This is a genomic window from Caballeronia sp. LZ001, assembly GCF_031450875.1.
Taxonomy (GTDB): Bacteria; Pseudomonadota; Gammaproteobacteria; order Burkholderiales; family Burkholderiaceae; genus Caballeronia.
This window is the reverse complement of sequence record NZ_JARTVX010000004.1, coordinates 2,147,119-2,170,832: the sequence shown is the minus strand read 5'-3', so window position 1 is coordinate 2,170,832 and position 23,714 is coordinate 2,147,119. Positions and strand designations below refer to the sequence as shown.

At 60.4% G+C, this 23,714-nt stretch carries 25 protein-coding genes; all 25 read left to right on the top strand.

Annotated features, from left to right (window positions below; translation table 11 throughout):
- Positions 1-9: 9 nt before the first annotated feature.
- The 25 genes from P9292_RS20925 (at position 10) to P9292_RS20805 (ending at position 23,711) form a co-directional block, all read left to right on the top strand.
- On the top strand, positions 10-321 hold the full coding sequence (locus P9292_RS20925) for a hypothetical protein (protein WP_309854398.1): 312 nt from the start codon (positions 10-12) through the stop codon (positions 319-321).
- A complete protein-coding gene (locus P9292_RS20920; RefSeq protein WP_309958840.1) occupies positions 318-3,050 on the top strand; it encodes a DUF927 domain-containing protein in 2,733 nt (910 codons plus the stop codon). The genes P9292_RS20925 and P9292_RS20920 overlap by 4 nt, the downstream gene beginning before the upstream one ends.
- A gap of 1,165 nt (positions 3,051-4,215) precedes the next feature.
- Entirely contained in the window at positions 4,216-4,833 is a 618-nt protein-coding gene (locus tag P9292_RS20915; protein WP_309958839.1) for a DUF3164 family protein, read from the top strand.
- Positions 4,830-5,114, top strand: coding sequence for an HNH endonuclease signature motif containing protein (locus P9292_RS20910; protein ID WP_309958838.1), 285 nt, complete (start codon positions 4,830-4,832; stop codon positions 5,112-5,114). Before P9292_RS20915 ends, P9292_RS20910 begins: the two co-directional genes overlap by 4 nt.
- A 276-nt stretch (positions 5,115-5,390) precedes the next feature.
- Positions 5,391-5,648 carry a hypothetical protein gene (locus P9292_RS20905; protein ID WP_309961061.1) on the top strand — a complete coding sequence of 86 codons (258 nt, stop codon included), beginning with the start codon at positions 5,391-5,393 and terminating at the stop codon, positions 5,646-5,648.
- Complete coding sequence (locus P9292_RS20900; protein WP_309854541.1) at positions 5,645-7,159, top strand: terminase TerL endonuclease subunit; 1,515 nt, start codon at positions 5,645-5,647, stop codon at positions 7,157-7,159. Before P9292_RS20905 ends, P9292_RS20900 begins: the two co-directional genes overlap by 4 nt.
- 68 nt (positions 7,160-7,227) lie before the next feature.
- Positions 7,228-9,099 (top strand): phage major capsid protein, encoded by a 1,872-nt coding sequence (locus P9292_RS20895; protein ID WP_309958836.1) that lies wholly within the window; start codon positions 7,228-7,230, stop codon positions 9,097-9,099.
- Positions 9,100-9,174: 75 nt separating this feature from the next.
- Positions 9,175-10,446, top strand: a complete 1,272-nt coding sequence (locus P9292_RS20890; RefSeq protein ID WP_309958835.1) for a phage portal protein — start codon at positions 9,175-9,177, stop codon at positions 10,444-10,446.
- A complete protein-coding gene (locus P9292_RS20885; RefSeq protein ID WP_309958834.1) occupies positions 10,427-10,750 on the top strand; it encodes a head-tail connector protein in 324 nt (107 codons plus the stop codon). Before P9292_RS20890 ends, P9292_RS20885 begins: the two co-directional genes overlap by 20 nt.
- Positions 10,750-11,070 (top strand): phage head closure protein, encoded by a 321-nt coding sequence (locus P9292_RS20880; RefSeq protein ID WP_309958833.1) that lies wholly within the window; start codon positions 10,750-10,752, stop codon positions 11,068-11,070. Before P9292_RS20885 ends, P9292_RS20880 begins: the two co-directional genes overlap by 1 nt.
- Positions 11,071-11,167: 97 nt before the next feature.
- The gene (locus P9292_RS20875; protein ID WP_309851536.1) at positions 11,168-11,635 is read left to right on the top strand and encodes a hypothetical protein; all 468 of its coding nucleotides are present in this window, start codon (positions 11,168-11,170) and stop codon (positions 11,633-11,635) included.
- Between the two features lie 429 nt (positions 11,636-12,064).
- Positions 12,065-13,525, top strand: coding sequence for a terminase TerL endonuclease subunit (locus P9292_RS20870; protein ID WP_309964108.1), 1,461 nt, complete (start codon positions 12,065-12,067; stop codon positions 13,523-13,525).
- 8 nt (positions 13,526-13,533) lie between these two features.
- Positions 13,534-14,865, top strand: a complete 1,332-nt coding sequence (locus P9292_RS20865) for a phage portal protein (RefSeq protein ID WP_309958903.1) — start codon at positions 13,534-13,536, stop codon at positions 14,863-14,865.
- Positions 14,843-15,721 (top strand): head maturation protease, ClpP-related, encoded by an 879-nt coding sequence (locus P9292_RS20860; protein WP_309961058.1) that lies wholly within the window; start codon positions 14,843-14,845, stop codon positions 15,719-15,721. The genes P9292_RS20865 and P9292_RS20860 overlap by 23 nt, the downstream gene beginning before the upstream one ends.
- 1 nt (position 15,722) lies before the next feature.
- Positions 15,723-17,018, top strand: a complete 1,296-nt coding sequence (locus P9292_RS20855; protein WP_309961056.1) for a phage major capsid protein — start codon at positions 15,723-15,725, stop codon at positions 17,016-17,018.
- Positions 17,019-17,045: 27 nt separating this feature from the next.
- Complete coding sequence (locus P9292_RS20850; RefSeq protein ID WP_309958829.1) at positions 17,046-17,366, top strand: head-tail connector protein; 321 nt, start codon at positions 17,046-17,048, stop codon at positions 17,364-17,366.
- Positions 17,366-17,680, top strand: coding sequence for a phage head closure protein (locus tag P9292_RS20845; protein ID WP_309961054.1), 315 nt, complete (start codon positions 17,366-17,368; stop codon positions 17,678-17,680). The genes P9292_RS20850 and P9292_RS20845 overlap by 1 nt, the downstream gene beginning before the upstream one ends.
- Positions 17,670-18,026 carry a DUF3168 domain-containing protein gene (locus P9292_RS20840; RefSeq protein ID WP_309851881.1) on the top strand — a complete coding sequence of 119 codons (357 nt, stop codon included), beginning with the start codon at positions 17,670-17,672 and terminating at the stop codon, positions 18,024-18,026. Before P9292_RS20845 ends, P9292_RS20840 begins: the two co-directional genes overlap by 11 nt.
- Before the next feature lie 85 nt (positions 18,027-18,111).
- Positions 18,112-18,615, top strand: a complete 504-nt coding sequence (locus P9292_RS20835; RefSeq protein ID WP_309851437.1) for a phage tail tube protein — start codon at positions 18,112-18,114, stop codon at positions 18,613-18,615.
- 56 nt (positions 18,616-18,671) lie between these two features.
- Positions 18,672-19,007: a hypothetical protein gene (locus P9292_RS20830; protein ID WP_309851440.1), complete on the top strand. Its 336-nt coding sequence runs from the start codon at positions 18,672-18,674 to the stop codon at positions 19,005-19,007.
- Positions 19,008-19,027: 20 nt separating this feature from the next.
- Positions 19,028-19,411: a hypothetical protein gene (locus P9292_RS20825; protein WP_309851443.1), complete on the top strand. Its 384-nt coding sequence runs from the start codon at positions 19,028-19,030 to the stop codon at positions 19,409-19,411.
- Positions 19,408-19,911 carry an HK97-gp10 family putative phage morphogenesis protein gene (locus P9292_RS20820; protein WP_309961052.1) on the top strand — a complete coding sequence of 168 codons (504 nt, stop codon included), beginning with the start codon at positions 19,408-19,410 and terminating at the stop codon, positions 19,909-19,911. Before P9292_RS20825 ends, P9292_RS20820 begins: the two co-directional genes overlap by 4 nt.
- Positions 19,901-22,660, top strand: coding sequence for a phage tail length tape measure family protein (locus P9292_RS20815; RefSeq protein ID WP_309961050.1), 2,760 nt, complete (start codon positions 19,901-19,903; stop codon positions 22,658-22,660). Before P9292_RS20820 ends, P9292_RS20815 begins: the two co-directional genes overlap by 11 nt.
- Positions 22,657-23,016 carry a phage tail protein gene (locus P9292_RS20810; RefSeq protein WP_309851381.1) on the top strand — a complete coding sequence of 120 codons (360 nt, stop codon included), beginning with the start codon at positions 22,657-22,659 and terminating at the stop codon, positions 23,014-23,016. Before P9292_RS20815 ends, P9292_RS20810 begins: the two co-directional genes overlap by 4 nt.
- Entirely contained in the window at positions 23,013-23,711 is a 699-nt protein-coding gene (locus tag P9292_RS20805) for a phage minor tail protein L (protein WP_309961048.1), read from the top strand. Before P9292_RS20810 ends, P9292_RS20805 begins: the two co-directional genes overlap by 4 nt.
- Positions 23,712-23,714 lie beyond the last annotated feature (3 nt).

The window sequence follows — 23,714 nt, the reverse complement described above, 5'->3', positions numbered from 1 at the left end:
GAGCTGGGTATGCCCATCGCTGAGGGCGAGTATGCAAGCCCGACGCAATGTGTGCTGATGTGCGGTTTCCTCGTGTTTCAAGCGAAGAAGGTTGATGACGAAGTGCGCCAGTTCGCACGCCGCGTGCTCGATGTTGTATTTGCCGCAGCCGCCGAGAACGGATTTCGCAACAGCGATCTGCTTGAAACCATGATGTCCAAGCGTGAACCATCGCCGCGCATGCGCGTTCTCGCGGAGCAGGCGACGGCGGCGATCGGCGACAACCTTGCTTTCGCTCGCGTGGTTGCACGGGCAGGTGTCATTGCGGGAGGCAAGCAATGAGCACTGTCTTTGACCATCATCAGCGCATCCTCGAAGCACTGTCATACATCCCGCCGGACTGTGATCGAGACGTATGGTTTCGAGTTGCTGCTGCGTTGAAACACGGAGAAGGGGAAGCAGCGTTCGAGACCTTCGACACCTGGAGTAAGGCGAGCCCGAATTACTCGGCCGCTGACACGCGCGACACGTGGCGCTCGATCCGTCCCGACGCCGGAATCACGATCGCGACGCTGTTCGCGATCGCCAAGAAGTACGGCTACAACACGCGTTCGAAAGTCGGTGCGGTTGTTGATCCGAAGGAGGTCGAGCGTCGTCGTGCCGAGCGCGACGCCCGTGTTGCGCAGGACGCGCAGAAACGCGAGGTGAAACGCAAGCATGCAGCATCGCTTGCGCTTGCCATCGTCGAGAAGGCCGGGTCTGCACGCGATGATCATCCGTATCTGTTGCGCAAGGGTGTAAGTGCTGTTGACACGCTGCGCGAAATGGATGCCGCGAAGCTTCAGAGGCTGATCGGCTACCGTCCACAGTGCGGCGGCTCGCACCTCGAAGGCCGGATTCTGATCGCGCCGGTGACGATCAGCGGCGCGATCACGACAGTCGAGATGATCGATGAGTCGGGGCGCAAGTCCGCCTTGGCGAACGGCGAGAAAGCGGGCGGCTGTTGGTTCGCGTGCGCCCTGCCCGAGAAGTCCGAGCGCATCCTCATTGCTGAAGGTGTCGCCACGGCGCTGTCGGCTCACCTGTGTACGGGTGATGCGGCTGTGGCGGCGCTCTCGGCAGGCAACCTCATGAAGGTTGCTCAGGCAATGCGCGCGGCTCATCCCGACGCCGAAATCACCGTGCTGGCTGATCTCGGCAACGGGCAACAGAAGGCAGTTGATGCGGCGCGCTCGGTAGGTGGCGCCGTCGCTGTTCCCGACTTCGGAGATACGCGTGCAGATAACGAAACCGACTTCAACGACATGCACACGCGCTTTGGCGCGGACGCAGTCGCCGCGCAAATCGAGAAAGCTGCAAAGCCCGATGGTGACGAGCAACGCGATAAGGGCTGTGTGCCACGCGGCTTCTCAATAACGAAGGAAGGTGTGTTCTATACAGACGATGACGGCATGCCGCATTGGATGTGCTCACCGCTTCATGTGCGTGCCTTGGTTCGGGATCGGGCTTCGGAGAATTGGGGGCGACTGCTGGAGTGGACGGACGCCGATGACCATCCTCACGTGTGGGCCATGCCAATGGAGATGTTGCGCTCGGACGGCGCGGACATGCGCGGCGAACTCGCTCGACTCGGACTGGACATCGCGCCAAGCAATCGAGCGCGCAACAAGCTCACGGAGTATGTGACAACCGCCAAACCAAAAGCGCGGGGGCGGTGCGTCACTCGCACGGGCTGGCATAGCGGCGCTTTCGTGTTCCCGGACAAGACCATCGGAAACGCGTCCGAACGTGTCATCTTTCAATCGGAGGCAATTATGCGTGCATATTCACAGGCCGGAACGTTAGACGACTGGAAGCGCGACGTCGCTTCGTATTGCTCGGGCAACTCCCGCATGCTGGTCGCGGTCTCGACGGCATTTGCCGGGATGATGCTCGCGTATTCGGGTCAGGAGTCGGGCGGCCTGAATTTCGTTGGCGACTCGTCGACAGGTAAAACGACGGCGCTTCGAGCCGCGTGCAGTGTCTACGGCGGACCCGAGTACATGCAGAGGTGGCGTGCAACCTCGAACGGGCTTGAGGGTTTGGCCGCCCTACACAACGACACGCTGCTCGTGCTTGATGAACTCGCGCAGGTCGATCCTCGGGAGGCGGGTGAGATCGCCTACATGCTGGCAAACGGCAGCGGCAAGGCACGAGCGGGGCGAACCGGCTCGGCGCGGGCGCGGCAATCGTGGCGGCTGCTGTTTCTGTCGGCAGGCGAGATCGGCCTCTCACAGCACATGCAGGCAGGTGGGAAGAAGGCCAAGGCGGGCCAAGAGGTGCGCTTGGTAGAAATTCCGGCTGACGCGGGTCGTGGCTTCGGCTTGTTCGAGACGCTGCACGAGCAAGTCGGCGGCGCGCAGCTCTCGACGCTGATCAACGAAGGTTGCAAGCGTAGCTACGGCGTTGCCGCCATCGAGATGCTCAATGCTATTGCCAATGAGCCGGAGGTGATCGAGCAGTACCTGCGTCAGGAGACGGCCAAGTTCCTCGCCGAGCATCTGCCAGCAGACGCCAGCGGACAAGCCCACCGTGTTTGCGAACGGCTTGCACTCATTGGTTTGGCGGGCGAATACGCGACGAATCGGGGTATTACTGGATGGCAAGACGGCGAGGCGCAATCAGCCGCAGCTTATTGCTTTAAAGCGTGGTTGAGCAATCGCGGCGGCGCGGGGAATCACGAACATACTGCGATTCGCGCTCACGTAAAAGCGTTCTTCGAAGCGCATGAAGAGTCTCGTTTTACCGACTTAAACGAAATGTCGGAAAGACCGACGATTAATCGAGCGGGATTTAAAAGAACGGTTGACGGTGTTGTTGAGTATCTCGTTTTTCCGGAGGTATTTAAACGCGAAATTTGCAATGATGTGGATGCAAAAACCGCCGCCAAGCTTCTAATCGATTCTGGCTGGATTAGGCCTGCCGCAAACGGGTGGGCGCAGCGCGCTGAGCGACTTCCCGGGAAGGGGCCGACGCGCATGTACGTCTTCACTTCGTCGCTCTGGTCGGGAAACTCTTCACCATCCTGCTGAATATCGCTGTTACGGCTGTTACGCTGTTACAAAAACGCGCAAAGCCCCAGTGGGCGGGGCTTTGCGCGTAACAGCGAAAGCGTAACAGCGAAGCAGTGTAACAGCGCCCCGCTGTAACCTCGATGCACGACGCTCCACCGTTCTATCAACTCCGCTGTTACAGCATGCCGCTGTTACGCTTTCGCTGTTACGCGCAAACCTTTACCGGTAAAGGCTTTCGACGAAGGTGTAACAGCGTAACAGCCGTAACAGCGAAAAAAAACAGATGGGTGAGACTTACTGAGTGGATTCCGTGCGGCCATCGAGACGCCTTACATGTGGCGCTCAAGAAAGAGCAGGAGGAAGTCGTCGCTAACCCATGATTTTGACTCGGTTCAGTCGTTAGGTGGGTAAGCGCAACCATGCGTTTTCATACTATCTTTCATGCACTGACGGTAACCAGATTCCGCTTTCGAATTGCATTTTTCCACGCTGTTCATGAATGTGTGGAAACATCTGCTTTCGGCGTCGTCATCTCTTATTTGCAAAACAAGATAGCCGATTATCACAAGAAAAAGCAATGTAATCAAAATGTGCTTTAACTGCTGCCTCGTTAGAGAACAATTCATATTCAGACGCCAAATTAAAAGACTGCCGGTTCGAACTGCCTATATCCGCTATTAGATATCAAATTCGGCTGTTCGCAAATCGTACTTGTCCTGGAAATCTCGTGTTGAGATAGCAATTGAGGTCGAGACTGACATGCTTAGCTTCGTGCGCTTCCTGGATACCCGTTTAAGACCGATAACTCGTCGGTTAAGAGTTGCATTCATGCTTAGGTCGTCGCTTCACATCCAGAGGAGATGGCGGCCATCACCGTGACAGGTTCCTCCTGAGGGTTTAGGAACTGTATGGGTTCAACTGCCAGCGGCCACCTTCGATGAGAGAGGTACGAAAAGAAGAAGGGGCGAGAGTTTCGCTCACCCCTTTTCGTATTTGTAGTGGCGAGAAAGTGGCGAAGTGCATCGCGCAAACCCTCGTGGTTACGGGATTGCCACATTCTTGTAGGTCATCCGTTCAGGGCCACCCCGCGTCCTCAGCGTCGCATATCATTGCCATGAGTTAGGTTTTTACGACATATAATTTGTCGATTAGTCAACAGTAGATTCACTTATTCGAATCCATCGTGAACTCGCAACCTGTAATGCCCGGCTTCGTCCTTGACGCGCGAGGCCGCTACGTCCCCGAATCAATGATCAAGCCCGTTGATCGTCTGCGTGACCAGACGGTCATGGCCCTGATCGACACTGCGAAAAAACATCAGGAACAACTCCTTGCATTCAAGGAGCTGGCCTTTGCTGATGTCGCCGCGTTCGTCGAAGCCAGCAGCGAGCAATACGGCGTGCGCATGCGGGCCATCAAAGGAAATATTTCGCTAGTGACCTTCGACGGGCGCTATAAGGTCGTGCGACAGATCGCCGAGCACATCCAGTTCGGCGAACAGTTGCAGGCGGCCAAGGAGCTGATCGACGCGTGCATTCACGAGTGGACCGAGGGTAGCAGCGACGAGATCAAGGCGCTGATCAACGAGGCGTTCCAGGTGGACAAGCAGGGCAACGTCAGCACGGCCCGCGTGCTTGGCCTGCGTCGCCTGTCCATCAGTCATCCGACGTGGGACACCGCCATGCGTGCGATCTCCGACAGCATCTGCGTAACAGGGACGAAGCCCTACATCCGTTTCTACGAGCGCGACGCCGCGACCGACGCATGGCGTGCGATCAGTCTTGATCTAGCCAGCCTATGACAGGTACGGCTCGGACCCGAGGCCGTCGATGGCTTCGCATTCGAGGTCGCATCCTTGAGCGTGACCCGATCTGCATGCGCTGCGCATCGGCCGATCAGGTTAGGGAATCAGTGATCGTGGACCACATCATCCCATTGGCCCAAGGCGGCACGGATGACGAATCGAACCTGCGCGGGCTGTGCACCGCCTGCCACGACGCAGTGACACGCGAGCAGTTCGGATATCGGGAGCGTAAAGCGTTCGGCGCGGACGGGTTGCCAGCGGACGGCGAGTGGTCGTAATGGATGGCGGGGGGTAGGTCGATTTCTGGCAGCGCGCGGGGCGGACACCGACCGTTCCCCTTCGCGACCATAAACGTGGACAAAAAAAGTAAAAAATGGCTCAACGGGGAAGGAAATCCGCGGCATCGCTGGCAATCGCGCCAACGGTGCCGATCGCGCTCGAGCAGCGTCTCGCACCGCCCGTTCACCTTAGTGACGCGGAGCGCGCAGCGTGGCTGGAGCTCGTCAACGACCAGCGCCGGCGCATTCAGCGCGACTCACGCTCCATTGCTGGAAATGTACTGTCGGCACGTCGTCAATGCCCGCACGCTCGCCGATGAGCTGCTCAACTTTGAGCGCGCATGGCTTGCGCGTGACGATGGTCTGAAACGCTATGACCGGCTACTGGCGATGAGCGAACGTGAGAGCCGCGCAGCCTCGTCGCTCGCCACGCGTCTTCGCATCACGCGGCAGGCCGTGGAGCATCCGACGACCGCCGGGCGGGCGATTGCCAATCAGAAGAAGGCGGGCAAGCCGTGGGAGCTGCCTACGTGAGCACCCGTGGTCGGCTCGCGCGCAGCAAGCGCAACATTGAATGGATCGAGGCGCACTGCCGGGTGCCCGAAGGCCGTCTTGTCGGTCAGCCGGTGAAGCTCACTAAGGAACAACGGCGCTGGCTCAAGCGAATCTACGACACGCCTACGCGCACCTTCATCCTGTCGATGGCGCGCAAGAACGCCAAGACCGCGCTCTCCGCGTTTCTCGTGCTGCTGCACCTCGTCGGCCCCGAGGCGCGAGTCAACAGCCAGCTTTACAGTGCGGCTCAATCTCGCGATCAGGCGGCGGTGCTGTTCGAGCTGGCGGCGAAAGTCGTGCGCATGTCGCCGGAGCTCTCGCAGTATGTGACCATTCGCGACACCGCCAAGGAAATGCTATGCGCTGAGCTGGGCACGTTCTTCAAGGCGCTCTCGGCGGATGCGACGACCAAATTTGGTCTGAGCCCCGCGCTCGTCATCCACGATGAGCTGGGCCAGGTCACGGGGCCGCGCTCGCGGCTATATGAGGCGCTTGAAACCGCAACCGGTGGGCAAGAGAGCCCGCTGTCGATCGTGATTAGCACGCAAGCGCCGACCGATGCAGATCTGCTCAGTCTGCTGATCGACGACGCGCTCACAGGCGCCGATCCGCTCAACAAGGTCGAGCTGTACACCACCCCCACGGACATGGACCCGTTCAGCGATCGCGCCATTCGCCTGGCGAACCCGCACTTCGACGTGTTCATGAATCAGGCAGAGGTGCGCCGCATGGCGCGCGAGGCCAAGCGCTTGCCGAGCCGCGAGGCTACCTACCGCAACTTGATCCTCAATCAGCGCGTGGACGCGCGCAATCCGTTCGTGGCGCACGCCATTTGGATGGAGAACGGCGAGCCGCCTGCCAACATTGAAGGCGAGACGGTCTACGGCGGCCTCGATCTCTCCTGCGTGAACGATCTGACCGCGCTCGTGCTGGTGTCCGAAGCGGGTGATGTTCACCCAACCTTCTGGCTGCCGGAGGCAGGTCTTGCTGAGAAGTCGCGCGCCGATCGCGTGCCGTACGATTTATGGGCCCGAGATGGTTACTTGCAAACGACGCCGGGGCGTGCGATCGAGTATGAGTTCATTGCCCAACACCTGCGCACGGTGTTCGACCGTTGCGACGTACGGGCGCTCGCCTTCGACCGTGCGAACATGCGTCATCTGAAGCCATGGCTGGCACGCGCAGGTTTTACCGAGGAGCAGTTAAGCCGCTTTGTTGATTTTGGGCAGGGCTGGGTATCGATGTCGCCTGCCATTCGCGAACTTGAAGCACGCTTGCTTGCGTGCAAGCTGCGTCATGGGAAGCATCCGGTGCTGACGATGTGCGCGGTCAACGCGGTGACAGAAGCAGATGCTGCGGGCAACCGCAAATTCACGAAGCAGAAGGCCACGGGGCGCATTGACGGGATGGTAGCGCTGGCAATGGCCGTGGGCGCAACGCAACTTAATGCGGAGGAAATGGAGAAAGAACCGCAGATGTTCTTTATCTAGGCATTGTAATTGCATTAAATGCGTGCTATACCGCATCGATGCACAATTACTATCGATCAACCCCGGTTTTGACGCAATTCGTTGCGAAGAACACGCCCACACCGTCGAATAAAGCGTTCTCCCGACTTCAGGTCAAGCGCCTCGACGAGGATTCCCGCACCCTTACCGGTATCGCCAGCACGCCCACTCCTGATCGCGTGGGCGATGTTGTCGTGCCGGATGGCATCCAGTTCAAGACGCCGTTTCCGCTGCTGTGGCAGCACGACCCGCGTCGGCCGATCGGCACCGTGACGAAATTGACTGTGACGAAAGCGGGGGTCGAAGTCGAGGCAAGCATCGCCCCCGCGGGGACTGCGGCCTACATCGACGAGGCCTACAGCTTAATCAAGGCGGGGCTCGTGCCGGGACTGTCGATCGGCTTTCGCCCCATCGACGCGGAGTTCGACCGCTCAACCGGGGGCTTTCTCATCAAAGCGTGCGAGCTCTTCGAAATCAGTGCCGTCACCATCCCGGCGAGCGCCGACGCCGCCATTCAATCCATCAAATCGCATGACAGCGCGCGCGCGGCTATGCCCGTCGTGCGCTTGAGCGCATCTCTTCCCAAGGAAACCGATATGACCATCGCAGAACAGCTCAAGGCGCTGAACAAACAGCGCACCGCTCACCTCGCCCGACGCAAGGCGCTCATGGACGACGCAGCGGCCGACAATGCGCGCACGCTCAATGACGACGAGTCGGCCGAATACGACCAGCTCGGGCTTGAACTGAAGTCGCTGGACGCTCACGAGGTGCGGCTAAAGGAGCAGCAAGCCCTTGAAGCGAAGTCGGCCGTGCCGGTCTCGGGCGGCCCCGCCTCGCACGCCCCTATCTTGCTTAAGCCAAATGTGGCCAAGGGCACGGCTTTTACACGCTACGCCATCGCGCTGATGCGCTCCAAGGGTAACGTCATGCAGGCGGTCGAGATCGCCAAGGAGTGGAAGGACTCGACGCCTGAGGTCGAGTTGGTGCTCAAGGCGGCGGTGCAGGCGGGGACCACCACCGATCCGGCGTGGGCCAAGCCCTTGGTGGAGTATCAGAGCATGGCGAGCGAATTCATCGACTTGCTGCGCCCGGCCACGATCATCGGGCGCATCGAGCACTTCCGGCGCGTGCCGTTTAACATCAAGGTGCCCGGTCAGGTCACGGGCTCCTCGGTCAACTGGGTCGGAGAAGGCAAGCCCACGCCTGTCTCCTCCTTGGCCTTTAACACCACCTCGCTCGGCCACTCGAAGGTCGCGGGTCTGGTGGTCATGACCGAGGATCTGGTGCGCTTCTCAAGCCCTAGCGCCGAGGCGCTGGTTCAGCAAGACCTGATCGCAACGGTGGGCGGCTTTCTTGACGGCCAGTTCATCGATCCGAAGAAGGCCGAAGGGGAGTACGGCGTCTCGCCCGCGTCCATCACGCATGACCTGAACCCGATCAAGGCATCAGGCGTCGATGCGGCGGCCGTGCGCGCGGACGTGAAGGCCGCATTCGACGCCTTCATCGCGGCCAATCTATCGGTCGCCAAGGCGGTCTGGGTCATGTCCGAGAGCACGGCGCTGGCGCTCTCGATGATGCACAACGCGCTGGCGCAACCGGAGTTCCCGGGCCTCACGATGGCGGGCGGCACCTTCTTCGGGCTTCCTGCGCTGCTCTCGCAAACCGCCGGCGACATGATGATTCTCGCCAATGCGTCGGAAATCCTGCTGGCTGACGATGGTGATGTGACGCTCGACGCGAGCCGCGAGGCGTCGGTCGAGATGGAAAGCGGGCCTAAGGGCGGTGCCACGCAGCTCGTCTCGCTCTGGCAGAACGGCTTCGTTGCGATGAAGGCCGCGCGTTTCATCAACTGGAAGCGCCGCCGCACGCAGGCTGTCCAGTACATCACGGGCGTGAAGTACGGCGCGCCCAAGGCTTAAGCGGAATCATTGATGCGCCTGTTTCCGTGGCATAACAAGTCGGCTCCTCGCGCCTCGGTCGTCCCGGCCCGGTCAGTGCACAGCGCGCAAGCTGTCCCGGTCGGCGCAAACAGCTTTATTGGCATGATCCGCGAGGCGTTTGCGGGCGCGTGGCAATCGGGCGAAACGCTCGACTGTCGAGAGAATCTGCTGGCCTTCTCGGCCGTCTACGCGTGCGTGGATCGCATCGCCTCGGACATCGCCAAGCTTGGCGTGCGCTACGTGAGGCGCGAAGGCGCGATCTGGCAGGATTACCGTGCGCCACGTTTCACGACGCCACTGCGCCGCCCGAATCCGTATCAGAACCGCATCCAGTTCATCAAGGCGTGGCAGACCTCGAAGCTGCTCTTTGGCAACACCTACGTGCTGCTGGCGAGAGACGTGACGCGCAATGTGGTCGCCATGTACGTGCTCGATCCGACGCGCGTGCGGCCACTGGTGGCCACTAGCGGCGCGGTGTTTTACCAGCTCGGCACGGATGCACTCAGAGGCTTGCCCGAGCAGATCACGGTTCCTGCCTGCGACATCATCCACGATCGCGGCATTTGCCCATGGGATCCGCTTATCGGCGTCTCGCCGATCGTGGCGGCCGCTGCCGCCGGCACGATGGGCAACCGCATCCAGTTCAACAGCCGCAAGTTCTTCGGCAACCTGTCGCGCCCCGGCGGCATCCTCTCGACCGACGGCAAGATCAGCGATGAGACCGCCAACCGCCTCAAAACGCAGTGGGAGACGAACTACAGCGGCGAGAACGCGGGACGCGTGGCCGTCGTCGGGGACGGCCTGAAATACGCCACCGTCATGATGAGCGCCATTGACGCGCAGCTCATCGAGCAACTCAAATGGGCGGTGGAGGATGTGGCGCGCTGCTATCACGTGCCGCTCTACAAGATCGGTGCGGACCCGACCGGCTCAAAGACAGCGGCCAACATCGGCGCGCTTGAGCAGTCCTACTACACCGACTGTCTGCAAGCGCCGATCGAGGAGCTCGAGCTTTGCCTGGACGAGGGGCTTGACGTGCCAGACGGTCAGGGCTTCGAGGTCGATGTGCGAGATCTGTTGCGCATGGACCCGGTGGCGCGCTACGACGCGCATTCCAAGGCGGTCGGCGGCGGTTGGATGGCGCCGAACGAAGCACGTGCGGCCGAGAACCTGCCGCCGGTCGCGGGTGGCGACACGCCCTACCTCCAGCAGCAGAACTTCGCGCTCTCGGCGCTCGCCGCGCGTGACAAGCAGCCCGCGCCGAGCAACACGGCCGCGCGCAGCGAACCGAACAAGGAGCCGACCGATGGCAACGAGCCTGAGTAAGCCGCTGGTGTCGCTGGGGCGTGCCTGTGCGCATCTGCGCGTCTCGCCCGGTGAGGATGACGCAGCCATCAACGACCTCATCAGCGCGGCAAGCGACATCGTGATCGACTATCTGAAGAAGCCCGCGCCTGAGGAGTGGAAAGTCGAGAGCGATTTGACGCCGAGCACAGTGCCGGGTCCGGTTCGCTCGGCTGTGCTGCTCGTGCTCGGGCATCTCTATGCCGATCGTGAAGGCGGTGGAAGTCCAATCAGCCCGGCCGTCGAGTCGTTGCTCATGCGCTTTCGTGATCCGGCGGTGGCGTGATGCTGCGAGCTGGCTCACTTAACCGGACGGTGCGCATCGAACGGCGTGCAAAGGCGAAGCCGGGCGATATGGACATTCGCTGGGAGGAAGTGGTGACGGTGCCCGCGAACATCCGCATGCTCAACGGCAAAGAGGTGATGGCGGCAAACGCGAACATCTCGATGGGCACGGCGAGCATCCGCATTCGATATCGCACAGATGTGAAGGCGGGCATGCGCGTCGTCCATGGTGACGCGGCGTTCCACGTGACCGCCGTGCTGCCCGATTATGTGAGACGTGAGCACGTCGATCTCACTTGCCAGACGGATGATATTCACTAGCCATCAGACTGATATCGCGCAAGGGTACCCGGGATCGAGGACCCCTTGTCAACGAGAACGGGACTGTCCTCGCCCGTTGTCCCTACGGGGTAGCCAAATGAAAAAACATCGTGACCTGACGCAGCATGACCGCCACGCGGTGGACGATCTCATCAATCGTTGGGTGGAATGGTGCCGAACGCGCCGCATCTTCGTGCCGCCGGTGAAGTCGAACGTGCTCGCTCGGCTTCGGCCGTCACGGCGCACGCGCACCGATGAACCCGACGCGTTCCTTGACGCCGAAATGCCTTACCTGAACATGGCGATTCACGCGCTTTGCGAACGACCCGATTTCGCGGGTGACGCGGAGTGCTTCCTCGGCGTGTACTGGTATCGCGCCAACATCAAAGTGATCGCGCATCAGCTTCAGTGCTCGCGTGGCACGGTTTATAACCGCGCACGAGCCTTCGCGAGGCGCGCTCAGTCCCATAGCGCCACGATCCGCCGGATACATGAGCACTTCACGTCGGCGGACAACAACGAAACTTTCGTAGTGAGCAATTCTGAGGGGTCACACGCTTCTTGAGAAATCAGTGCTCGTTGTCATGCGTATCGACCCAATCGCGTCCCCATAAAATCCCAGCCATTTCCGCTTCCACACACGAGTCGCGCAATACGACTTGGACAAATCGAAAACGCCGTTTCGGTGACTGAGGAGTGACCGGTGCAGCCTCTAAATAAACGCTTGCACTGTAGGGTTTGCCAGTGTCTGAACAAGCCGCTTTCACCGTCCATTGTCGATAGGTTTCTTGCCGCATTATGGTTTGCCTCGTCTCCCGCATGCCGAACAACATTTGTCGAGTCGGCAGCCGAGCTTGGAAGGAATGCAGTCTTCAGTATCGCTCAGGACACGAGCCCTCACCACTGCCTTTATCGAGGGGGTAACTAACGGGGTATCAGCGGTATCCTTGCCAATGAGAACCTTGCCCAATAAGCGACAGCGGGGACATTTCGCATTTCCAAGAAGAACAGTAAGTCGACGCTTGCGGCGGGCATCATGATGACCGCGATGCTGGTCAATCAGCGCCAGTCGGCGGAATTCGCCATTCTCGCGCCCACCATTGAAGTCGCGAACAACAGCTTCGCGCCATCGCGTGACATGGTCAAGCACGAACCCGAGCTCGAGCCGATCTTTCAGGTTCAGGTGCACGTGAAGACAATCACGCACCGCATAACGGGCGCGACGCTCAAGGTTGTGGCGGCTGATGCCAATACGGTATCGGGCAAGAAGTCGGTCGGCACGCTTGTTGACGAGCTATGGCTGTTCGGGAAGATGGCGAACGCAGAGGACATGCTGCGCGAGGCCATCGGCGGTCTCGCGGCTCGCCCTGAAGGCTTCGTTATCTACCTGACCACGCAGTCGAACGAGCCGCCCGCAGGTGTGTTCGCCAAGAAGTTGCAGTATGCGCGCGACGTTCGCGACGGCAAGATTATCGACAAGCAGTTCGTGCCGGTCATTTATGAGCATCCACCGGAAATGGTGCGCTCGAAGGAACACCTAAAGGTCGAAAACTTGGCGATGGTCAATCCGAACTTCGGATTCTCTGTTGATCAGGCGTTTTTAGAGCGCGAGTTCCGCAAGGCGCGCGAAGAGGGCGAAGAGTCATTCCGGGGGTTCCTCGCGAAGCACGCCAACGTAGAGATCGGCCTTGCATTGCGCTCAGATCGCTGGGCGGGCGCGGAGTTCTGGGAGGCAGCAGTACTCGCGTCGGGTCTCACGCTTGAGGCGCTGATGGCTCGTTCAGAGGTAATCGACGTGGGAATCGATGGCGGTGGTCTGGACGATTTGCTCGGTCTCGCGGTAGTGGGTCGCGAGAAAGACACCCGTAACTGGCTTGCCTGGACGCACGCGTGGGCGCATCCGTCTGTGCTCGATCGTCGAAAGGAGATTGCGCCGCGATTGCGCGATTTCGAAGATGATGGCGACTTAACGATGGTGGCGCAGATTGGCGATGACGTGCGCGATGTCGCGGAGATCGTTTCGACGATCTTTCAGGCGGGCCTGCTCGATAAGGTGGGGGCCGACCCAGCAGGCATCGGCAGCGTGCTCGATGCGCTGGCCGAAGTAGGCATACCCGAAGACAAGGTAGTTGGAATCTCGCAAGGCTGGAAGCTCTCAGGCGCGATCAAGACTGCCGAGCGTCGTCTCGCGACTGCGGGTAGTGGTCACAGCGCAGACGATGAAGGCGCGCCCGATGGCGTGCTCATGCACGGTGGTCAGCCGCTCATGGCGTGGTGCGTTGGGAATGCACGCGTGGTCCCGGTTGGCAATGCGGTGAACATCACGAAACAGGCCAGTGGGACGGGCAAAATCGATCCGTTGATGGCGCTATTTAACGCCGTGACGTTAATGGCGCTCAATCCCGCCGCGGCGCGTCGCTCGGTGTATGAAACGCGTGGATTGTTGTTTATCTGAGGAACGGATTGGGATTGCTCAACATTTTTCGGCGCGGCGATGCATCGGCGCACTCGCCGCACGCGATGAGTGCTGTCGATCGTAGTGAGGCGATTGCGCGCGTAGAACCCACGATGACCCGCGCCCATGCCTCGGTGGGACTGAGCGCGGCAGGCGTGACGTTCGACGGGCTCAACGATCCTCGTCTGCTGGACTATATCCGCGAGGGTCAGTCGGGTGGCGGCATGTGGGGCAGATCGTGCAGCTTGCGCAATATGGCGGTGCTGCGATGCGTGACACTGATTTCCGAGGCGATCGGAACGCTGCCTTTGAATCTGATTGGCAGCGATGATCGCAAACAGGTGCAGCGAGACCACCCGGCGCACCGGCTCTTGAAATACAAGCCCAACGATTGGCAAACGCCATACGAGTTTAAAAGCCTGCTTCAGCTGCATACGCTGTTGGACGGTCAGGGCTTTGCGCGCGTTATATGGTCGCGTGATCGGCCGGTGCGGCTCGTGCCGATGCCACGAGGCTCGACCAAGCCTCGTCAGACGGATACGTGGGAGATGAAATATGACTTCACGAGCGCCTCAGGCGAAAGCATCACGCTGGGCGCGCGCGACGTATTCCATTTGCGTGACTTGTCACTGGATGGGGTCAATGGGCTGTCTCGGGTGACGCTTGCGAGCGAGGTCTTGGAGCTGGCCTCGGCCGCGCAGCGCGCCGCATCGCGCACATTCCGCACAGGTGTCATGGCCGGAGGGGCGCTTAAGTTCAAGGAGGGTCTGTCCGAGCAGACCTATGCTCGCATGCGCGAGCAGCTCGATGCGTTCGGTGGCCCGGAAAGCGCGGGCCGATGGCTGATTGCCGAGGAAGGTGCGGAGCCGGTGAAGTTCGCTAACACGGCGTCCGACGCGCAGCAGGTCGAGAACCGTAATCACCAGATCGAAGAGGTAGCGCGCATGTATGGCGTGCCGCGCCCACTGTTGATGATGGATGACACGAGCTGGGGCAGCGGGATCGAGCAATTGGCCATCTTCTTTGTGCAATACGCGCTGTCGCACTGGTTCACGGCGTGGGAGCAGGCCGCTGCGCGCGTGTTATTGCCTGAGGAGGCACTTGACGAAATGCAGTTCAAATTCAATGAGGGTGCGCTGCTGCGCGGCACGCTCAACGACCAGGCGAATTTTTTTGCCAAGGCGCTTGGCGCGGGCGGCCACGCGCCGTGGATGTCGCAGAACGAAGTGCGCGATCTGTCGAACCTGCCGAAGTCTCGCGATGCGCAGGCCGATCTGTTGCGTAATCCCATGACACAGAAACGTAAAGGAAGGGGCGATGAGTCTACTCAGCCTGCCTGAGATTCGAGCGGATGGACGGCTTGCTGCCGCCCAGTTCGAACTGCGTCCGGATGCGCTGGAGCGCTGGGAGCCTGAGATTCGCGCGGCGACGGGCGACGATGCGGCAACGATTTCGATCTACGATGCGATTGGTGAGAACTGGGAAGGTAGCGGCGCGACGGCCAAGCGAATCAGTAGCGCGCTTCGTAATATCGGGGCGCGCGATGTGACGGTCAATATCAATTCGCCGGGCGGTGACTTCTTCGAGGGCGTAGCGATCTATAACCTGCTGCGCGAGCACAAGGCGAAGGTGGTCGTCAACGTGATGGGGTTGGCCGCGTCCGCGGCGTCAGTGATTGCGATGGCGGGCGACGAAATTCGCATGGGTGATGGTGCGTTTCTCATGATCCACAACGCGTGGGGGGTGGCGGTGGGCAATCGTCACGACATGATCAATGCCGCCGCTGTGCTTGAGCCATTTGATGGGGCGATGGCAAAACTTTACGCGCAGCGCACGGGCATGACCGAATCCGAGGCTGCGGCGTTGATGGACAAGGAGACATGGATTGGTGCGAGCCAGGCGCTCGCCGATGGCTTTGCCACGGGCAGACTCGACCAGGCGCAGCAATCTAAGAACACGCAGATGAGCACGAGCCGAAAGGCGCTTGCGCTCATCGAAGCATCGATGGCGCGCGCGGGATATACGCGTGCGCAACGCCGCGAGGCGATCAAGGCTTTATACGACGGCCGCGACGGCCGCGACGGCCACGACGGCCACGACGGCAAGCCGGGCGCTGCCGGTTATCCCGCCACGCCGGGCGCTGGCGATGCCGTTGCAGCTTCGCTGCGCAATCTTCTTAACACTATCGAAGGCTAATATGAATACGTCTAGCTTCATCGCTGCGCTCGCCGCGGCGTTGACCCCGCGCGCCGGTTTCGTGCCGCGCGGCCTAATGTTTGTGCGCGCCGAGGGCGCAATGCCCGAGGTCAAGGCGTTGGTCGAGACGCTGCAAAAGGCATTTCACGACTTCAAGGCCGAGCATACGAAGCAGCTCGAGATCGTGAAAGCGGGTTTGCCCGCAAGCGACATCGCAGCCAAGGTGACGAAGATCGACGCCCACGTCGAGGAGCTACAGAAGGCCATCGACGATGCGAACATCAAGATTGCGGCCACGCAGATGAATGCGGGCGGCAAGCAGCTTCGCGACGCGCAATACACGGAAGCGTTTAATGCGCATGTGAAGCGCGGCGACGTGAATGCGGCGCTCAATAAAGGCGCCGATGAGCAGGGTGGCTATTTGACGCCAGTCGAGTGGGACCGCACGATTACGGACAAGCTGGTGCCTATCTCACCGATGCGGCAGATCTGTCGTGTGCAATCGGTCTCGAAGGCGGGCTTCTCGAAGCTGTTCAACATGGGGGGCACCGCAAGTGGCTGGGTGGGCGAAACGGAGGAGCGCAAGCAGACCGGCACCGCGCAATTCAAGTCTTTGACGTTTGGTTCGGGCGAGATCTATGCGAACCCGGCGGCCACCCAACAAATCCTCGACGACAGCGAGATCGATCTCCAAACCTGGTTCGCTGATGAGGTGCAGGCTGAATTTGCCAAGCAGGAGGGTAGAGCGTTCCTTGACGGCGACGGCGAGAACAAGCCCTGCGGCATTCTGCAATACGTGAAGGGCGGTGTGGCTGAAAAAAAACACCCATTCGGCGAGATTGGTATCGTAGGCTCGGGCACAGCGGGCGCAATCTCGTCAGACGCAATCATCGATCTTATCTACGATCTGCCATCGGCCTTCACCGGCAACGCGCGCTTTGCAATGAATCGCAACACGCAGCGCGCGGTGCGTAAGCTCAAAGATGGGCAGGGCAATTATTTGTGGCAACCGTCGTTCGTCGTTGGTCAGCCCCCGACCCTGGCAGGTTATCCGGTGACGGAAATGCCCGACATGCCGGACGTTGCGGTCGCTGCGACGCCGATCCTGTTTGGCGATTTCAAGCAGTCGTACCTCATCATCGATCGCATCAGCACTCGCTTATTGCGCGATCCCTACACGACCAAGCCGTATGTGATGTTTTACACGACTAAGCGTGTTGGCGGCGGCTTGCTCAATCCCGAACCGATGCGTGCGCTCAAGATCGACGGTGCAGCCTCGAAGAAGAGCGAGGTCTAATTCATCGTGGCGCTTGTGGATTTGCAGGTGGCGCTCGACTACCTGCGGGTCGATCCAGGCGTGGAAGATGGCGTGATTGAGGTGCTCGTGGAAGGGGCGATTCAGTATGTGGCGGATTACCTGAACCGGCAGGTGTTCGCCACAGAAGCCGAGCTTAAGGAGGCGCTTGCCAAGAACGAGGCGGGCACTCAGCCGATGGTCATCAATCCAGCGGTTCGCATGGCCATACTCAAAGTGGCCGCCGATCTTTATTCGAACCGCGAAAACAGTGCGCAAGGCTCGCTTTCCGAGGTGCCGCTGAGTGTTCGCAAGCTGTTGGCGGCTCATCGTCGCCGGCCGGGGCTGTAGTGAGCATCGGCAGCTTCAATCGGCGCGTGCGCATCGAGCAGCAAGACACGCAAAGTCCGCATTCCGATGGCATCCAATGGGTGCTCGTGGACACCGTATGGGCTGACGTGTTCATGGATAGTGGCCGGACGGTGATCGCCTCCGATGCACTCATCAGCGAGGTCCGGGCGAGTGTGCGCATTCGCTATCGACGGGATATTCGTGCAGGCATGCGCGTGGTGGTGGATGGGCAAGCGATGCGTGTGGAGGCGGTGCGGCCCGATTTGCGTCGGCGCCGACACGTCATCCTCATTTGCGTGAGTGATGAGCGCTGAAGACATTGTTCGCGATGCTTTGGCTAACCTGGCGCACGGCCACGTGTTTGCTGACGTCGCCAAGCAAGGCGTGCCTCCGCCCTGGATCGTGTATCAGGTGGCGGGGGGCGAAATCGCGGCGGATCTGAGCGGCAGGCCATTCGACGAATATCTTGCGCGCGTGCAGATCGCGGTGTGGCATGCGACGGCAGAGGGTCGCTCCTCGCTGATGCAACAAGTCATGCGCGCGGTGATTCGCCCTGAGGTAGGGGCTGTGCCGCTAGGCGCGCCGACGAACATATTCGAGCACGAGACGCGGCTATTCGGTAGCCGAGTTGAAGTGAGCGTTTGGAGTGAGCTGGGGTGAGCCGGGGGTAAGTGGTAGCGAGCAGTGCAAACTTCTTGGCCACGCTGAGTCGGGGGATTACGTATGATGAGGGAGAGCAACTGAAATGGCTGAAGTGAGAACGCTACAAGACAGCGTCCAAACGCAGAAAAGCACAAGCGCTGTGCGATCGCAGAAGACAGTGCTGCAGTACAGCGTTGCTGGCGGCGATTCCCAAGCAGTAACTTGGGAGCAGGTCACAAACCTGAGCGACATAACAGGCTTCAATGGTTCGGCCAACATGGCCGATGTCACGCGTCTCGATAGCGAAAGCAAAGAGAAGAGTCCTGGCTTGCAGGACTGGGGACAGGTGACGATCGCCCTATTTATCAATTTCAAGGAAGCGTCTCACAAGGCCCTGCTTGAAGCTAAGCAGAAAGGCACCTTGCTCCAATTCAAGCTCACGCTCTCGGATGGGAGCACGATCGAGTTCAAGGCGTATGTCAAGGACTTCCCGATTTCTGCCAAGGTTGATCAATACGTGGCGGGCTCGATCAATCTCGAGATTACCGGTGACATTACTGTAAAGCCGAGCACGAGTAGCGTCGATCACGCGAAGCCAACGACGTAATCCAAGCCCGACGCTGTGGACCGGTCCTTAAATTTAAGATGCAGGATGCAAAGGTGATGAACAAGGAGCAGTTTCTCGCGGCGTTTGCGCCGCTTGTTGTGGAAGAGCCGGTGCAGACGCTGGATGGCGAAACGGTGCGCTTTCGAGAGCTCTCAGGGGCGGCGCGCGATGCACTCTACGACAGCGCGAAGAATGGCGGGGGCAATAGTGGTTTCGAAGCAGCCCTGATTGCGGCGACGGTCGTGAACGAAAACGACGAGCCGGTGTTCAGCCAGGATGATGTGGCGGTCATGCGCGCCGGTCGTGCGCCGTTGCTCGAGGAACTCGCGCAGATTGCGATGCGCCTGAATGCGCTGGGTCAGCGCGCGCAGGAGCAAGCCTTAAAAAACTAAGGGCCGACCCGCAGAAACTGATGTGGATGCGCATCGCCATGAAGCTGGGCATGTCGGTGCGGCGCGCCAAGCTCGAAGTGTCTAGCGCCGAGTTCGCGGACTGGGTAGCGTTGTTCGAGCACGAGCCGTGGGGCGAGCACATCGAAGATTTGCGGGTAGGCACGCTGATGAGCCTCTTATACAACATGCATCGCGGCAAGGATGCGCCCGCGCTGCGTGCGGCGGATTTCACGCCATGGTCCGGTTGGTGCAACCCGGCTCGTTCAGCATCCGAGCGTGCTGGCGAGTGCAATCGAAGTGCCGACGAAATCGCGATCTGTGCCTTCGGCATCGATCTCGAGGAGATCAAGCGCTCTGGGGCGAAACAGGTGATTGTGCGTAAGGGCGAGGTCATTGGGCGATGAGCCGAGACTATCGTATCGAGAATCTCGAATCGTTGACGGGGATGTTGCGCTCGCTTGACGAGGCGGTGAGCGAAAGCACGCTTCGCCAGGCGGCGGTCGCCGGCGCTCGCGTCATTCATGACGAGATCAAACGGCGTGCGCCGGTGGGTGACCGAGAGGGGATGCGTCGAGCTCAGCCGCACGTCCCCGGTTTCCTGCGGGACCATATGCTGATTGCCTATGATAGGGAAGAGTCGGTGCCGGGCAAGTATGCCTCCTACCTCATCACCTGGAGCAAGGATGCCTTTTACGGGCGCTTCGTCGAACTGGGCAAGCGCAACGCGGTAAAGCTCACGGAGCGCACGCTTGCGCGCGCGATTCGAGAGATCGAGTTCGGCAGTTCGCGCACGCCTGCGCAACCCTTCATTCGCCCTGCCTTCGATGCCAAGAAGTCTGAAGCAGCTCGGAAAATAGCTGAAGTGGTCGAGCGGAAGCTAAGGGAGGCCGGCTGTGACAAATGAAGTGGTCACGCGTGTCAGTGTCGATGCGAGTGGTTTCGAAGCGGGCATGGAGCGCACCAAGCGAGCTGCGAACGGGTTCGTGGCGCATCAGCAAGCGAGCGCGAGCAAGTATGAGGCGTCTCAGCAGCAGATGGCGGCAAGCAGCACCATCACGGCCCGCGCGCTTGAAGAAGCGGCGAGGTCCGGCAGTGCCGCGACGGCACGGCAGGTAAGCGCTGCGGTGAGGGGCTTTGAGAAGGTTGCTGATACGGCGGGCAAGACGCGCTTTGATCTGATGCGATTGAGAGCGGCGAATCTCGGCATTGCCGAGTCCGCGGAGCCGTTGATCGCGAAGGCGGAAGCTGCCTCGCGTGCCATGCATCATCTCGGCGCCGGGTCGGTGGCCGCCCGGCGCGAATTATTTGTGCTGGGTCACGAGGCGATGCAGGGCAGCTGGAAAAACTTCATGGGCTCGCTCATGGTGCTGGCCGAGCGCATCGATGTGTTGCCGATGTTATGCGGGCCGGCGGGCGTAGCGCTCGGCGCGCTGGGCGCAAGCGGCTATGCTGCCTATCATGCGATTCATTCGTTGACCGAGCAGCAGGAAAAGCTTGATCGCGCAATGCTGCTCACGGGCAACTATGCAGCGCTCACGCAGGGCAAGTTGCAGGCGTATTCCGACATTATCTCTCGTCGCGTGGGCGTCTCGGTCAGCGAGGCGCGCGATGCGCTGATGGCGCTGGCCAGTTCGGGGCATGTGGCCGGAGCGGATATGCAGCACGCGGGTGAGAGCGTTGCGGCCTACGCAAAAGTTTCGGGCCAGGCGGTCGAGGAGGTCGCCCGCCAGTTTCTGCAATCGTACGGTCATGCAGCGGACGCTGCGCGCAAGTGGCGCGAGGACCATCACGATCTTGGACAAGCGCAGATCGACCATATTCGCATCCTTGAGTTGTCGGGTGACAAGGCAGGAGCTTGGGCGGCGTTCGTGCAGGCGGCAAGCGCGAGGGCACGCCAGGCAGTGGCGTCCGACAACCGCGAGATGGCGCAAAGCTATGAAACGCTCGGCCAGAAGTGGGACCGTTTCTGGCGAGCCATGACGGGCAAAGGCGACGCTTTGCAAAAGGCGCAGGACGAGCTGGCAGCGGCGCGCTCGGCGCTGCTCGATCCCGAGTTAAATCCCGGCGGGATGAACACGGAGGCGTTCGACAAGAAGATCAAAGCGCTTGAGCAGTTGCAGCAGACATTGCTTAACGCGAGTGAAAAAAACGATCCGCATCAAAAGAGCGTTGAGACGTTCAAGGCGATGATGGATCATCATGCCGAGTACATGAAATCGGCGCGCTCGCGGCAGGAGCAGCTTGCCGACGCGAACAAGGAGACCAACGCGTATTTCGATACGCTGAAAAGAGCGGGCCAGGCAGCGGGCAAGACTCGCGAAGAGCTCAAGGCGCTCGATGCAGAGCGCCAAAAAATGCTTGCGCATAATGAAGACCGTTACCGGCCGCACGACCAAAAGCCGCATGCGTCTCAAGTCGATGCCGCGGCACAGTATCTGGAGCGTATCCGAGAGCAGGGCGCTGTGCTCGATGCGCAATCGCATACAACGGACAAACTTACGAACGCGCAGAAGGAACTCGCGCAGTTCAACGAGAGGGTGGCTGCTGCCAAGCAGCATGTTGCGAGCGCTGACGATAGAAGCCTGCTTCATTCGGAGAAGCAAATCCGGTTTGCGCTTGAGCACAACGTGGCGCTGGAGAAGGCAAACACGCTGCGGGAGGCACAGGCGAAGCTCGCGCAGCGCGCAGATCGGACGCACGCGAATTTGATTGAATATCAGCAGGGCCAAAAGGAACGCTATGCGCGCGTGCTCGATGAGCGCGCGGGCGGCGGACAGGTCGACCCTTTGGGTCGGCAAGAGCGGGCGGATATGGCCGAAATCGTGCGCCACTATCAGCATGCGCTCGATGCGCTCAAGCAGACCACGCCTACGGAGTTGCTCGGCAGCGGCGAATACCGCAAGGCGGTAGAGCAAATCAAGTTGAATCTGGATCGATCGAGCGCGATGCACACCGAACACTTTGCGACGCTCAAGCGCCTGCGTGACGATTGGGCGGCGGGCTTAGGCAATGGCGTCGCTGATTTTTATAAAGACACGCTTGACAAGGCTGAGACGGCGAGACAGGCGATGGTCAACGTCATGAGCCGGATGGAAGACGCGGTGGCGAAGTTCGTGACGACGGGCAAGCTTGGTGTGAGAGAGTTTGTCGCCAGCGCGCTCGCCGATCTCTCGAAGCTTGCATTGCACCAGGCAATGGGTGGCGTGATTGCAAGTCTCATGGATCGGTCACCGACCACCGGGGTGATTGCGCAGCTTCTAAAGCTGCTGCCCCATCACGCGCAGGGCGGATCCATTTCCGGGCCAGGCACGGGCACGAGCGACAGCATTCCTGCGATGTTGTCCAACGGCGAGTACGTGGTGAACGCCGCTTCGGCTCGCCAGCATCATGCGCTGCTTGACGCGATCAATTCGAACCACGCTACGCATTTCGCTTCCAGCGGCGTCGTGGGCGCAACGGCTGCAGCGGCCCCACGATCAGCGGGCGCGCAAGTTCATCTGGAGGTCCACCATCACGCAGGTGCGGGCTTGGGCGAACAGGACGCACGTGAGTTGCAGGAGATGGTGCGCGCATTTGTGGATCAGAGAATCGCCCGCAAGATGGGCGGGCAGGGCGGCGTCGGTTATTTGATGTCGCAGGGGTTGCTCGCGTGAGCATATCAGCTACGCATCGCACCTTTACCTGGTCACCTTCTGTTGATGCGGAGGGAACCACGCACTATCGAGTGCGTGCGGTGCAGTTTGGCGACGGCTATAGCCAGGTCGTGGCGGACGGCGCGCGCAACGTTACCGAGTCGTGGCCGTTACGGTTTGTGGCATGCGGCCAGGAAATCGGCGCAATCCGCGCGTTTCTCGATGCCACGCGCGGTACCGAAGCCTTTTACTGGACACCGCCATTACGCACGCGCGGTCTGTTCCGACTCGACGCTCAGCAGGGCGTGCAAACCCGCGCGCTCGGCGGCGATCTTTACGCATTAAGCGTGACATTCAAGGAGGTCTTTGACGCATGAGTGAAGTGATCAATGCGGCACGTGCGGATGTGCAGCGACTGGAGCCGGGTGCGCTGATCAATTTATTCGAGCTCGATCTGACAAGCCGAGGCGGTGAAGTTCTGCGGTTTCATGCGCATCAGCACGGTGGCCTAATCAAATGGCAAGGGCAGCAGTATCACGCATTTCCCGTGCAAATCATGGGCTTCGGACGAACGGGGGACGCCGCACAACCCACGCCTACGCTGAGCGTCGCCAATCTCGACGGCGCGATTTCCAGACTATGCGAGCGATTTGCCGATCTCGTGGGCGCGCCGGTGCGACGGCGCAGAACGCTTGCGCAGTATCTTGACGATAGCGCGCAAGCCGATCCGCATGCCGAGATGCCCGTCGAGGTGTGGCTAATTGAGCAAAAGACGCTTGAAACGGCGGCGGTGGTCGAATTCTCTTTGAGTTCACCCTTGGATCTGTCGGGGCGCAAACTGCCTGCACGCCAGATTATCAGTGCGGTGTGCCAATGGGAGTACCGCGGTGCTGAATGCGGTTATCGCGGAACGGATTACTTCACGCGCAACAACATCGAGACGAAGAAGCCGGAAGAGGATAGGTGCGGTGGGCGATTGTCGTGCTGCCGAAAGCGCTTTAAGAACGTGCCGCTGCCTTTTGGCGGCTTTCCCGCTGCGGGCGCGGATGGCGCGCTTACGCGAGGCGGATAAGTG